The organism is Pedobacter fastidiosus (genome assembly GCF_014306625.1).
In the GTDB taxonomy this organism is placed as follows: domain Bacteria; phylum Bacteroidota; class Bacteroidia; order Sphingobacteriales; family Sphingobacteriaceae; genus Pedobacter; species Pedobacter fastidiosus.
Map to the genome: position 1 here is coordinate 291,733 of NZ_JACRYL010000004.1, position 15,065 is coordinate 306,797.

Below are 15,065 nucleotides of genomic sequence, written 5' to 3' on the forward strand. Positions count from 1 at the left end.
AAGTAAGCTTGTCTTTCAAAACACTTTATAAAATCTATCCTTATAGTTATTTATCATTTTCTTTTTTTGCAGTGCCAACACCATGCTCATCGCCAGATTCGTTGGGCGTGGTACCGGCTTTTCCAAACTTATCCGAAGCGCCTTTTCCATTTTGATCAAAAGTGGCTTTCTCTTTAGAAGTGCCTGAAGTTTTGGTGTTCGATTCGTCTCTTTTTTCTATGTTCTTATTTTCCTGGTTTTTCATAATCTTAATCTTAAGTATAGAGTAAACAGGCTCAGACTTGAAAAAGTTTTATTATAGGAGTGATCTAAAAAAAATGATTTTAAAATGGTATCATATAATTCTATGGATCACTAGGTTATCCCATCGCAATCTTTTTCAGGATCATAAAATTCATATAAATAATAAAAGAAATTTCCGAAGATAGAAATACAACTGTAGGTTGTTTTAATTTTATTGATAATTATCAACAAAATTATTTGTTTTAGGTATAGTGTTTTTGATGAAAGATGCCATTTACATCAGAAATTGCAGTATTCTTGTGTATCAAATAAATTACAAAAATTGAAATAGCAAATTTTATCAAGAATGAGGAGGAAGTTAAATAGTTATCTTTGTACCTTGAAATCATTAAATAGACTAATCAATTCAAACTAAATCGATTAATTACTAACCAAACCTAACAGAATACTATAATATCGCATTACCCCAATTTTGCATAATTACTCTTATCGTCCCATTTTATGAATAAACGTTTACTATTCCTATTTATTGCCATTTCTTTCCTTTTTGTAACTAAACTATTCGGTCAAACATACTCAAAGCATTACATCGCACCCGCTCCATAGCAATATTGGAGTAAGGCAAACGAAGTTGTTGTGAGCACGAGTAGTACAAGTGCGGTTTCAATTACCATCGCGAAAAGTGATGGTACAGTTATGACTACTTCCAGCTGTATAGCAGGGACTCCATTTGTTTATCGTTTTACTGCCTTACCCAGCACATTACCAGCGCTCAGCAGTTCTTTAAATACTGTTTTAAATGGGGCAGGAATGATTGTAACTGGTAGTTCTGGTATTACTGTAAACGTTAGAAATGTTGCTTCTGATAACTTAGGCGGTGAGGGTAGCGATTCGAATATTAAGGGAAATGCTTCTTTATTTAGCTTTGGTGATGCCGCGATTGGTAATTCTTTTAGGGTAGGATATTATCGTGATGGAAATTTAAATGGGTCGGAAAGGCCAATATATAGTATTCTAGCTATAGAGAATAACACTATTGTTAAGTTGAACGGTACAGCTATTGCTACTTTAAATGCCGGACAAAGTTATCTATTTCAAACTGCGTTAGGCGGGTTGGTTGAATCTTCTGGACCAGCCGTAATGAACACATCAGCTCGTGTAGATGCTCCTGGAGGTTGCGGAGATGGTGCTTATAATCCTATTCCGCCAGTAAGTTCTTTAGGTTCTGATTACGTTTTAATTAGGGGAGGTGGAAATAACATAGCTGAACAAACAACTGTAGTTGCGAGCGAGGCAAATACGGCCTTAACGGTTTATAATTTTAACAGTCAAGGCGTTTTACAAAGTACTGATACCTATAATTTAATTGCTGCAGGCAGTTTCGTAACCTTTCCGAACGGTGTAGTTGGAAACCAATCATCAGGATCTAGAATTGTTGCAAATAAAAATGTTGTGGCTTATGCCGGAACTGCAATTAGTTGCGAGGTTGATATTGCCACATTAGCTCCAATTGCAAGTTGTGGAGGTGCTAACAAAATAGAAACCACCAAGTTTAGAGGCTATGGGCAAGGAACGAATACCCCTAACGATTTGCCTTATTTCGGCTACGTTATTACAAAGAGTGCAACTGATTTGGTTTACTTAACCTCAACTGGCGGAAGTCCTAATTACACCAATAGTAATATAGAAACTATTGCAGGTGTTGGAGCGAGGAGACAATTAGGAAGTTCTGGAGCTTTTGTTATTGATTTCACAAATGCGAATATAGGTTCTCCATCTGTTTATAGTTTACAAAGTGCGAGTAGGTTAACCGTTGCTAATGTACAGCAGGGTGGAGGATTTTCCATGTCGAATTTCTTATCTCCCTTTCCAGAAAAAGCGTTAAAGCCAACTTTCACACAATCAGACTGTACAACTGCTACTCTATCTGCTGATCCAAATAGCTCTGCACCATATCAATGGTACTTGGAAGGTTCGCCAATTACAGGCGCAACATCTAAAACTTTTACTGCTACCATTTCTGGCTCTTATACGGTAACTTCTCAACTTAATTGTGGTTTAAGTGCTCAATCTTTACCGGTTGCAATTGCATTGTGTAATATTGATAGATCGATAACAAAAACTGTTGATAATGCTACACCAGCAATTGGAGCAACGGTAACGTTTACTTTAACTGCAGCTAACTTAGGGGTGGGAAATGCAGTTGGGGTTTCTGTTACAGATTTACTTCCTTCAGGTTATAGTTACCAATCTAGTGTACCATCAGCAGGAACAGGTTATGATAGTACAACAGGTAAGTGGGCCATTGGAGCACTGCCAGCAGGAGGTAGAGCTTCTTTAAAAATATTGGCTAGAGTTTTGGCTAGTGGAAATTACAATAATACAGCTACCATAACTGGAACTCAAGTTGATAATAATGCATCTAACAATACAAGTTCTGCATCAACCACTCCTTCAGGCGCCATTAGTTTAACTTCTGCAACTGGTACAGATGCCCAAGTAACTTGCATAAATACAGGAATTACAAATATAACTTATAGTATTGGCGGTGGAGCCACAGGAGCAACTGTAACTGGGTTGCCTACTGGTGTTACATTTAATTTTGCATCTTCAACTTTAACTATTAGTGGCACACCCACAGTAGAAACTAGTGGTGCCCAAACTTACACCATCACTACAACCGGACCAGGTGCGCCTGTTACTACTTCGGGCACAATACGTGTAAATGGCACTGTTGGTTCTCCTGTTTTTTCAGGATCATCTGCTTCCAATCGTTGTCAAGGTGCGGGTGTTTCTACTTATTCTGCAACAGCTTTAAACAGCAATAGTATTTCTTACTCTATATTGCCAGCTACGGCGGGGGTTATTAATACATCTACAGGGGAGGTAACTTGGTCGGCTACTTTTAGTGGCAACGCAACTATTTCAGCTACGGCTACAGGTTGTAGCGGCCCAAAAACAACAGATTTTATTGTAACAGTCGCATCAGCAGGAATTGTAAATACTTCTGGAACGGTTTGTTCTGGTTCTAATGGTTCGGTAACATTGTCTGGTAATTCTCCTGGTAGTACTGTAATTCGTTGGGAGTCTTCTTTAGATGGAGTTACCTGGACGCCTATAAATAATACTACAACTACACAGAATTATACCAACATAGCCAACTCCACAGTTTATAGAGCTGTTTTATCTCTACTGGGTTGTCCTTCTGTACCTTCATATTCAACTGCTGCTGTTATTACAGTCACACCTCGACCGGTTATTGATAACCAAACCGCATCAATTTGTGCTAGCTCAGGAACATTTACAATAGCGCCCGCAAATGCTGCATCGGGTACAACCTACACTTGGCCAACTCCTGTATCATCTGGTGGGGTAATTAGTGGTGGAACGGCTGCTTCAAATCAATCATCAATTAGCCAAACATTAACAATTTCAGGCGCTAATCCAGGAACTTTAACGTATACGGTAACACCAACCTATTCAGGTTGTTCTGGTAATCCATTTACTGTTGTTGTAAGCATGGTTCCAACTATTACGGCGTCTGCAACTAACCCTTTGCCATTATGCTCTGGCTCAACTTTTAGTGTTACGCCAACAAATAGTGTAAGTAATGGATTATACACATGGACCGTTGCTCAATTATCGGGAGGAGCAATTTCTGGTTTCAGTAATCAATCTAATCCTGTTTCTGCACCTATATCTCAAACATTAACAAATACATCTGGTACAACTGGCGTTGTACGATATACAGTTACGCCAAGTTTAGCTGGGTGTAGCGGTAATATCTTTACTTTTGATGTTACAGTTCAAAGCATAACCACTGCAGGAACTATTGCAGCTAACCAAACAATCTGCGCCAATTCGGTACCTGCTTTAATTTCATCAAGTACAGCGGGTAGTGGTTCTGGAACTATAAGCTATAGATGGGAGAATTCAACTAATGGAACAAGTTGGACAACCATTACAGGCCAAACAGGACCAACTTATCAGCCACCTTCGCTTACAACAACAACATTATATAGGAGAACTACAATTTCTACAGTAGCATCTCCAAGTTCGGTATGTGAATCTGCTCCATCAACCCCTGTTACCATAACGGTTAGCCAACCAGCAACTATTGCTGATGCGGGCATAGATCAAACCAATTATAATACTGGAATATTTACTTTACAGGGAAATGCTCCAACTGCTGGCACAGGAGTGTGGTCGGTAATTTCTGGGACTGCGAGCATTGCAAATATTTCTGATCGCAATACAACCGTTACAATTGCCAAAAATACTACGGCAACATTAGCATGGACCATCACAAATGCTCCATGTGCATCCTCAACAGATCAAGTAATTGTTACCTATACCGAAAATACCGACAGACAGATAACAAAAACTGTTAATAAAATAAATCCAAATGTTGGAGAAAATATAACATTCACACTTACTGCTACCAATAATGGACCAAGTAACGGCACAAATGTTTCTATTACCGATTTGCTTAAATCTGGTTATACTTTTGTTAGTGCTACCCCAAGTGTAGGAACTTATAATCCAGTTTCAGGAATTTGGACATTAGGGAATCTGAATGGTGGATCATCGCAAACGCTAGTTATTGTGGCTAAAGTTAATGCCAATGTTACACCTGCAAATTATGGGAACGATGTGAGCATTACAGGAACTGAAGCTGATGCTGTTCCGGCCAATAATACGGCATCTATAACCAACATAGTACCTGTTCGAAATATTGATTTAGCTTTAACAAAAACAGCTACGCCTAAACCTGCAATTGCTGGTAATGCACTTACATATACTATAACTGTAACAAACAATGGTTTGAGCAATTTAGTTGCTTCGGATATTGTTAAAGTAACGGATAACCTACCTTCGGGCTTTACCGCAAATACCTACACCGCATCAACAGGTACATATACCAGCGCAAGTGGAAACTGGACTGGTTTAACCTTAGCTTCTGGTCAAAATGCAACATTAACTATTGTTGGATCCCTATCTTCATCTGCAACTGGAACAATAAGCAATACAGCAACAGTTACTGTTCCAACAGGTACGGTAGATCCAGATTTAACAAACAATTCTCAAACAGATAATACTTTAATTAACAGGCAAGTTGATTTGGTTTTGACCAAAACAGCAACACCAAAACCAGTTACAGCGGGTAATAATTTAACTTATACAATAACTTTAACTAATAATGGTGCAAGTGCTTTATTAACATCAGATGTTGTTAATATTGTCGAAAATCTTCCAGCAGGATTTAATCCAACAACTTTTACTGCATCGTCTGGTACTTATAATAGTTCAAATGGAAACTGGACTGGCTTAACATTAAGTAATGGACAATCTACCACTTTAACCATAGCTGGTACTGTTGCTGAGGATGCTTCTGGTACTTTAGCGAATACAGCAACAGCCAATGCACCTGCTGGAACAACAGATCCAAATCTTACAAACAATACGGCAACTGATGCTACAATTGTAAACAGATTAATTGATTTTAGCATTGCAAAAACTGCAAGCCCTACAATCGCTATTGCGGGAGAAAATTTGAGCTACGCCATTACGCTAACCAATAACGGAACGAGTAAAATGCTCACTTCTGATGTTATAAAGGTTGTTGATGTTTTGCCTAGTGGATTTACAGCTTCATCTTTTAATGCCTCTGCTGGAACCTATAATAGTACAAATGGAAATTGGACAGGTTTAACTTTAAGTAATGGTCAATCCGTTACATTAACAATTACCGGTACCGTTGCAGCCTCATCAACAGGAGCTTTGAGCAACACAGTAACGTTAACACCTCCAACGGGCATTACAGATCCTACTTCTGGTAATAATACTGCGACCATAAATACAGCTATTCAGGTCAAACCAGTATTGGCAATTACCAAAACAGGAGCTTCTGGTTTAACTGCAGGCGCTAATGCAACTTATACCTTAAGAATTACAAATACAGGGAGTAGTAATGCTGTAAATGCCGATGTAACAGATGCCGTGCCTGCTGCGTTGCAAAGTGTTACTTGGACTAGTACCTTAGAGGGTGCAGCTACAGTTTCGGCCGGTTCTACAGGATCTGGAAATTCTGTAAACTTAAAGGTTAACATTCCAGCTGGGTCTGCCAATGCGGTTAACATCATCATACAGGGAACAGTTAACCCAGCAGCAACTGGAAGTATTACCAACTCTGCAACCACCACGCCAGTAGAGCCTCAAGGTATTGGAAGTAATTCTACCGTTAATTCAAATATTACAAGTACATCTGGAGTTACAATTGCTAAAACTGCAGTATCAAAAGCAACATCAGGAAGTGTATTGACTTATCAAATACAACTTTCTAATAATGGCCCAAGTAATGCAACTGGCGTTCAGCTTGCAGATCCAATTCCAGCTTCTTTAACTGGCGTAACTTATACCACGCAAATTGTTGGTAGCGCTATAATTACTTCGGGTGCAACTGGTTCTGGAAATACCGTAAATGTTATTGGTAATATACCAGCCGGACCCTCAAATAAAATTATTATCAACATAACTGGAACAATAAGGCCAGACTTTGAAGGAACAATTACCAACCTTGCTACTGCAACACCACAAGAAAGTGGTAGCACAGCTATAACTGCGCAAGCGGTAACAGATGTAAGTAGAAAACCATTGTTTACCATTTCTAAAAGTGGGCCTAGTACTGCAAATGCAGGAAACAATGTTGTCTATGTAATTACAATTAAAAATAGTGGGCCATCAAATGGTTTAAATACGGTAATTACCGATGCAATTCCATCCTCAATTACAAATGTAACATGGACAAGTGCTGTAACTGCTGGAACAGCTAGCATTACAGCTGGAGGAAATGGGGTAGGAAACAACCTAAGCTTAACGGGTAATTTTTCTTCCAACAGTACAATTGACATTACTATTAGTGGCAAAATTACGGCGAATGCTTCTGGAACTATTACAAATACAGCAACGGTAACTCCTGCCGAGACAAGTGTTTCACCAACAGTTTCAAATCCAGTTAATACAAGTTTAACAAGTAAATCAGGCTTAACGGTTATAAAAAGTGCCGCATCTACATTGGTATCAGGATCGAATATCAATTATACAATTGAGGTAGGGAATGATGGACCAAGTGATGCCATTAATGCAGTTTTAAATGATGCAATTTCTGCGCAAGTTTTAAATCCAACATGGACATCCGTAATTCAGGGTGCCGCAACTATAAACTCTGGAGCTAGTGGAAGTGGTAATGCACTTCAGTTATCAGCAAATATTCCTTCCGGTTCTTCAAACAAAGTTATTGTTACTATAAACGGAAAAGTAAATTCTTCTTATAGTGGAACATTGAGTAATACTGCCAGTGTAACAGCGACAGAAAGTGGAAGCCCTTCTCCATCATCTACCGCAAATACTACAATAAATAGAACACCAACAGTTGCAATAACAAAGAATGGCCCAACTGCTTTAGTAGCAGGAGAGAATATAACTTATACCCTTGATGTATTTAATACCAGTACTGCTGATGCGCAAAATTTAAATATTGCTGATGTTGTTCCGAATCAAATTACAAACGTAAGTTGGACGGCTACTTCTTTAGGTTCATCACAAATTTTAACTGGTGCCACAGGTTCAGGCAATTCGGTTTCTGTAACCGGAAATCTTCCGGCAGGCAATTCAAACCACATCACTGTAATCATAACAGGAAAAGTAAGCAGCTCGTACAGCGGAAGTTTATTAAATTCGGCTTCAGCAACACCTGCAGAAACAGGAACAACGCCGGCAACTTCTACAATTAGTACCACAATTAGTAAAACTCCGGTGCTCTCAATTTCGAAAAGTGGGCCAACAGTTTTGAGTGCTGGCCAGCTGATAACTTACATTGTAACAGTTAATAATCAAGGTACAGCCGATGCTAGTGCCGCTGTTATTAATGATATTGTTTCCGCAAACATTCAAAATGCATCATGGACAACAACAGTTTCTGGAACTGCGGTTGTTACTGCTGGAGGAACTGGAACTGGTAATACTGTAAATGTTACTGGGAATATTCCATCTGGAGCAGGCAACCAGATTATAGTAACCATTACAGGAACAGTTAGTGCTGGCACTACAGTTACAAGTATAATCAACAATGCAACAGTTACACCGTCAGAAGCTGGAACAGTTGCTAAAACATCAAATACAGTAACCACTTCAATTAATAAAACGCCAGCGATTAGTTTAACCAAAACTGGGCCAGCAACAGCAAAATCAGGCGAAACCGTAACTTATATAATTGAAGCCATAAATAATGGCCCATCAAATGCAACTAATTTAAGCATAACTGATGCCGTTCCAAGCCAATTAACAGGCGTAGTTTGGAATGCTGTATCTTCGGGGACATCTACCACTAGTGCACCATCTGGTGTTGGAAATGTAAATTTAACAAGTAACTTAAATGTTGGTGTATCTAACAAAGTAACCATCACGGTTACCGGTACAATTTTGGCTTCGCAAAGTAATGTAACTATTGTAAATCAGGCAATTGCTACACCCACAGAACCAGGAATATCACCAGTAAATTCGAATGCGGTAAGTACTACTGTTTCTAATAAAAGTGCAATTACGATTGTAAAATCAGGCCCATCATCAGTTAATGCTGGTGAAAGTGTAAACTATATTTTGACTATAAAAAATGCTGGTCCAAGTAATGCAGTTGCTGCGGTTATTACCGATAATGTTCCGGTAGATATTACAAATGTAAGTTGGACAGCATCTGCTTCAGGAACTGCTGCAATTACTTTGGGCGCATCTGGAACAGGAAATGTATTAAGTATTACTGGAAATATTCCTGCTGGAAACGCAAACGAAATTACGGTTAACATTACTGGAAAACTAAGTGCTAGCTTTACTGGCTCATCAATTGTTAACCAAGCAACGGTAACACCATCTGAAGCTGGAAACACTCCAGTTAATTCAAATCCGGTAACTTCTACCGTGAGCAAACAGGCCGATTTAAGGATCGATAAAACAGGGCCAACAGTTGCAATAGCGGGAGAGCAAGTTAGTTACTCCATTGTTGTAACAAACGGTGGCCCTGGCGATGTTACGGGTGCCTCAATAACTGATTTAATTCCATCAACAATACTTAATCCTACTTGGGTAGTTACTAATCAGGGTACAGCGAGTACGAGTGCTACAAGTGGAACTGGAAATGTTAATCTTACTGGAAATTTGAAGGCTGGAACAACTGATAAAATCACAATAACAATATCAGGGCAGATAGATCCAACTTTTACCGGTACCGTTACCAATACAGCTACTGCAGTTCCGCCGAGTGGAACTACAGATCCTACTCCAGCAACAAGTACAATAAGTACAACAACAACTAAAAAGGCTAATGTTAGAGTGATTAAGTCTGGCCCGGCAAACGCGGGATCTGGAAAAAACATTACTTACACGCTAAGGGTTGTTAATGATGGGCCAAGTTCTGCAATTGCAACAACTATTGCGGATAACCTACCACCAGAAATTACGAATATAAGTTGGACGGTAGCTAATTTGGGTGGCGCTACATCAAGCGTAGCAAGCGGTACAGGCAACGTAAATCTAACAGCCAATATTCCTCCAACAACAGGCGTGGTTTTGGTAACCATTACAGGGAAAATAGATCCATCATTGTTTGAAGGATCAACAATTGTAAACACAGCAACCGCAACTGTTGGGCCTGATGTTACAGATCCTGAACTGCTAAATAATACTTCTTCATTTTTAACCACGATAGATAATGATCCTATATTTAGGGTTGCCAAATCTGGACCAGCTACTGCCAACATTGGAGATCCTATTACGTATACAATACTGGTAGAAAATACTGGGGTTGGAAATATAACAAATGCAACAATTTCTGATTTGGTTCCTTCTGATGTTCAGGTTACGAGCTGGAGTGCAACAAAAACTGGTAGTGCCCAAGTTTTAACAGGAACAACAGGAACTGATAATACCATTCTAACTACTGCTGATATTCCCGCAAATGTTTCGGCAAGCGATAACAATACTATTTTTATTACGGTTCAAGGTATCATCAAACAAACTGCAGGCTCATCATTTACAAATACAGTAAATGTTACTGCGGGGGCAGTTAAACAGAGTTCGGTAACAACGAGTATAAATAAATCAACTGATATTGCCATTTCCAAAACAGGGCCTCAAAGCATCTCTGCTGGAGAAAATATTAGTTATAATATTAAGGTTATTAATAATGGACCAATAAACGTTAGCGATTTAAATATTGTTGATCTTGTTCCTGCTGGCATTATAAACGTAACATGGTCTGCAGCTGCAACAGGTTCAGCCTCAATTTTAGGAGCATCTTCCGGTAATGGGAACTCGATTTCTTTAGTTGCAAGTATAGATGCAGGAATTTCAAATTACATTTCTATTATAGTTAATGGCAAAGTACCATCAAATGCAAGTGGTAATTTCACAAATACCGCATCGATTGTATTGCCTAATGGTGTATCAGATTTTAATACTGCAAATAATACCTCAACAGTAAGTACAACTGTAATTAGCACACCAACCTTGGTTGTACAAAAAAGCGGACCAAATTTGGCCGCTTCTGGCACTCAGATAAGCTACACTATAACGGTAAGTAATACCGGGCCTAGTGATGCAGTAGGTGTTAACATCACTGATGTTGTTCCTGCTGATGTTACTGGGGTAACTTGGACAGCTACTTCAAGTGGAACATCATCTATAACTGGTGGTGCAACTGGTTCTTCAAATTCTATTTTGGTAGCAGGAAATATTCCAGCTATTGCAGGTAATGTGATTACTATTGTTGTAAATGGAACTATTAATCCATCATTTGCAGGAAATATTTTAAATACTGCATCTGCTGCGATAGGGGCAGGTACTCCTGTTAACTCTCCAACAGTTACTACGGTTGTATCTAAACAAACCAACCTTAGTATTATAAAATCTGGCCCAGCTACATTAAGTGCAGGTTTGCCTATTGCATATACTTTGGAAGTTACAAATGCTGGCCCAAGCAATGCAATAAATACGGTTATAACTGATGCTATTCCACCTGAAATTCAAAATGTAACTTGGACTGCAACAGGAAATAATGGTGCTACAGTTAGCGCTGGAAGTACAGGAACGGGGAATGTACTTTCGGTAACAGGAAATGTTTTGGCCGGAGGAAACTCTAAAATATTAATCACAATTAACGGCATTGTATCGTCTTCGGCTACCGGGAGTGTGGTTAACTTTGCTACAGCAACACCAAGTGAGATAGGAAATTTACCAGTTATTTCTCTACCTGTAACTACGGTGCTCAAGAAAGTACCAGGTTTGTTATTTGCAAAACTTGCACCTACAACAGCATCAAGCGGACAACAAATTACTTACACATTAAAATTATCAAACGTAGGTCCATCTGATGCGATAAATACCGCAATAGCTGATGTAGTTTCATCAGATATAAGTAATGTTTCGTGGTCTGCTACGGGTATGGGAGGAGCAACAATAACGGGTGCAAATTCTGGTACAACAAATAATGTTTCAACAACAGTTAATGTTCCTGTAAATGGAGAAATTACTGTAGTTATTACCGGTGTAATTAATCCAACTTATACTGGCAATATTGTTAACGTTGCAAAAGCGAGTCCATCTGAGCCAGGAGTTGCTGCTAAAGACGCAACTGCTACAACCTTGGTTTCTGCATTGGTTAGTCCTATAATTACTAAAAGTGGCCCAACAAATGCTTTAGCAGGAGAGGAAATTAATTACGAAATCAGAGTTCGTAATAATGGACCAAGTACAGCTTTAAACGCAGCGATATCAGATTTGGTACCAACTAGTGTAGCCAACATCACCTGGACAGCTACTGCGCAGGGTAATGCCATTATCAATTCAGGTAATTCTGGAAACACAAATACAATTGCTGTAAATGCAGATCTTCCGGCAGGTGCGAATGATTTAATTATAATAAATATTAAGGGAACAATTAGTAATGCATTTTCAGGAACAATTTCTAACACAGCAACCATAACCCCAACGGAGGTAGGAAGCATACCTGTAACTTCGGCAACGGTAATTACCTCTGTACAGAGAAAACCAATATTAAAAATTACTAAAGTTGGGCCATCAACATTAATGGCTGGTTCTGTTATAAATTATTTAATTAATGTAACCAACGAAGGAACAGGTAACGCTGTTAATCTTACCGTTTCAGATCTTGTTCCAGCACAGATTTCCAATATCAACATCAGTGCTTCAGCAACAGGTAACGCCATCGTTTCAAATAGTTCGGTAATTGGACAAACCATTACCGTAACAGGAGATATTAATGCAGGGGCAGGAAATGGTTTCACCATTTTGGTAAGCGGTAAAGTGCCTGCAAACTATAGCGGAACATTAAGTAACAGTGCAAGCGCTGTACCAACTGAGCCAGGGGCAACCACTTCTTCATCTACTGCAAATACTGTAGTAAGTAGAGTTCCTGTAATTGAAATTCTCAAAACTGGACCATCTATAGCAACAGCAGGTTCTTCAATAGAATACGTTGTTACGGTAAGAAATACAAGCTTAAGCGATGCATTGGCAACCGTGATAACTGATGCAGTTCCATCTTCAATCCAGAATGTTACTTGGTCTGCCGCAACTGTTGGATCAGCAAATATTACCAACGGCACTAGCGGAACAGGCAATGCAGTTTCTGTAACTGCAGATATTTCTGCTGGTTCGGGTAACTTGATAAATATTTTAATTAAAGGAACTTTGCCTCCAAACGCTACAGGATCATTGGCAAACTCTGCAACGGCATCGCCTGCAGAAATAGGAAGTGTAGCCGTTACTTCTCCAACGGTAAATACAACCATCCAGAGCAGCACAGATTTATATGTAACGAATTCTGTTTCTAACTCATTCCAAAAAATTGGACAGGTTGTAGTTTTTACAATTACTGCAGGAAATAACGGACCTAGTTATGCAACAGGAGTTCAGATTACCGATTTATTGCCTGCTGGATATACTTATGTAAGTCAAACAACAAGTCAAGGTGCTTATAATGCAACAACAGGATTATGGACCATAGGTAATTTAAATAATGGTGGTACGGCGATATTAACCGTAACGGCAATATTAAAACCAACGGGTACTTATGGAACAACCGCAGTTATATCTGGCGCACAAAATGATCCTTTCTTAGATAACAATAAAGCATCAACTAATGTAAACACAGTAAATAGCGATCCACTTACCGTTGCAGATGTAAATACAACTAATGAAGACGTAACACTAACTGTTAGCGCAGCTAATGGCGTTCTTGCAAATGATAACGATGTTGATGGAAATGCATTAACTGTTACCAAATATAGTATTGCTGGGGTTGATTATACCGCAGGAACCTTGCATACCATTCTAAACGTTGGAGACATAACGCTTAATGCGGATGGAAGTTACACCTTCGTGCCAGCACAAAATTACTTTGGGTCGGTTCCAACGATTACTTACTATGTGAGCGATGGAAATGGGGGAATAGCCAATAACACACTTGATATAACCATCAATTCTGTAAATGATGCTCCATCATTTGTAAAAGGTGTCGATCAGTTAATTAATCAAAATGCACCAGCACAAGTTATTACGGGTTGGGCTACAGCAATTAGTACTGGGCCAACCAATGAAAGTATCCAAACTGCATCTTTTGTAGTAACGAATGATAACAATGCTTTATTTGCTATTCAACCGACAATTTCGGCTAATGGAACATTAAATTATACACCAGCTTTGGATGCATCTGGAATAGCGACAGTAACCGTTTATTTAACTGATAACGGTGGAACGGCAAATGGAGGGATTGATAGAAGCATTGCTCAAACTTTTGTAATTAGAATTAATAATCTTCCTGTTACTGATGATAAGACTAATACTTCAGTAATTTTGAGCAACACCACAACACCAACGGACATCGATAATCCGACAGGATCAGATACTGATGGAACAATTGTGGCATATATTATTAATACACTTCCAGCAAAAGGAACTTTATACTTAGCAGATGGTGTTACGGTCGTAACCGCTGGTCAGGAGTTAACAGTTGCTCAAGCCAACGGACTAAAATTTGTGCCAAATGGAACGAGTTCTGGCACAACAACTTTCACTTTATCTGCCAAGGATAACGATGGAGGAATTGATGCTACACCTGCCACTTTTACAATAAACATTCAGCCATTAGGTGTAACAGATAACGTGGTAACCACCCTAAACACAGCTATTAATACAAACGTTAAAGCTAATGATGGGGCAGGTTTGGCAACTGCAATTGTTACTGTTGTTACTAATGGAACCAATGGCTCTGCAGTGGCACAGCCAGATGGTACGGTAACCTATACGCCAAATAATAATTTCGTTGGTAAAGATTCTTACACCTATACCTTAACGGTAGATGGAGTTGTTAGTGCACCAATAACAGTAAATGTTCAGGTGAAACCTACTGGAACGAATGATGTAGATTTGACTCCAATAAATGTTCCAGTTACCACAATTGTTAAAGCGAACGATGGGGTGGTTGCAACAGGATTAGTAGTTGTAAAATCTCAAAATCCTCAAAATGGAACAGTGGTTGTAAACGCAGACGGTTCAATTACTTATACGCCAAATAATAACTTTGTTGGAAGCGATTCTTATTCGTATCAATTGCAAACTGCAGATGGAGTTTTATCTGATCCTATAACGGTTACCGTTAATGTTTACAGCGCTTCAATGAGTTTTGTTAAGGTGGTTACAGGAACAGTTCCAACCGTTGCCGGCGGTGCCGTAAACTATAACTTAACGGT

General features: G+C 39.1%; 2 protein-coding genes. One reads left to right on the forward strand and one right to left on the reverse strand.

Translation table 11 applies throughout. From position 1 onward, the window contains the following. Positions 1-46 precede the first annotated feature (46 nt). Positions 47-244 carry a hypothetical protein gene (locus H7U22_RS06400; RefSeq protein ID WP_187070514.1) on the reverse strand — a complete coding sequence of 66 codons (198 nt, stop codon included), beginning with the start codon at positions 242-244 and terminating at the stop codon, positions 47-49. 635 nt (positions 245-879) lie between these two features. Here H7U22_RS06400 and H7U22_RS06405 point away from each other — a divergent pair. Beyond that, the coding region (locus H7U22_RS06405) for a beta strand repeat-containing protein (RefSeq protein ID WP_187070515.1) at positions 880-15,065 on the forward strand (14,186 nt) is incomplete at its 3' end.

What these genes read in the sequence shown, in the direction of transcription:
- H7U22_RS06400 (WP_187070514.1), bottom strand. Translation starts at nt 244, where the DNA reads ATGAAAAACCAGGAAAATAAGAACATAGAAAAAAGAGACGAATCGAAC.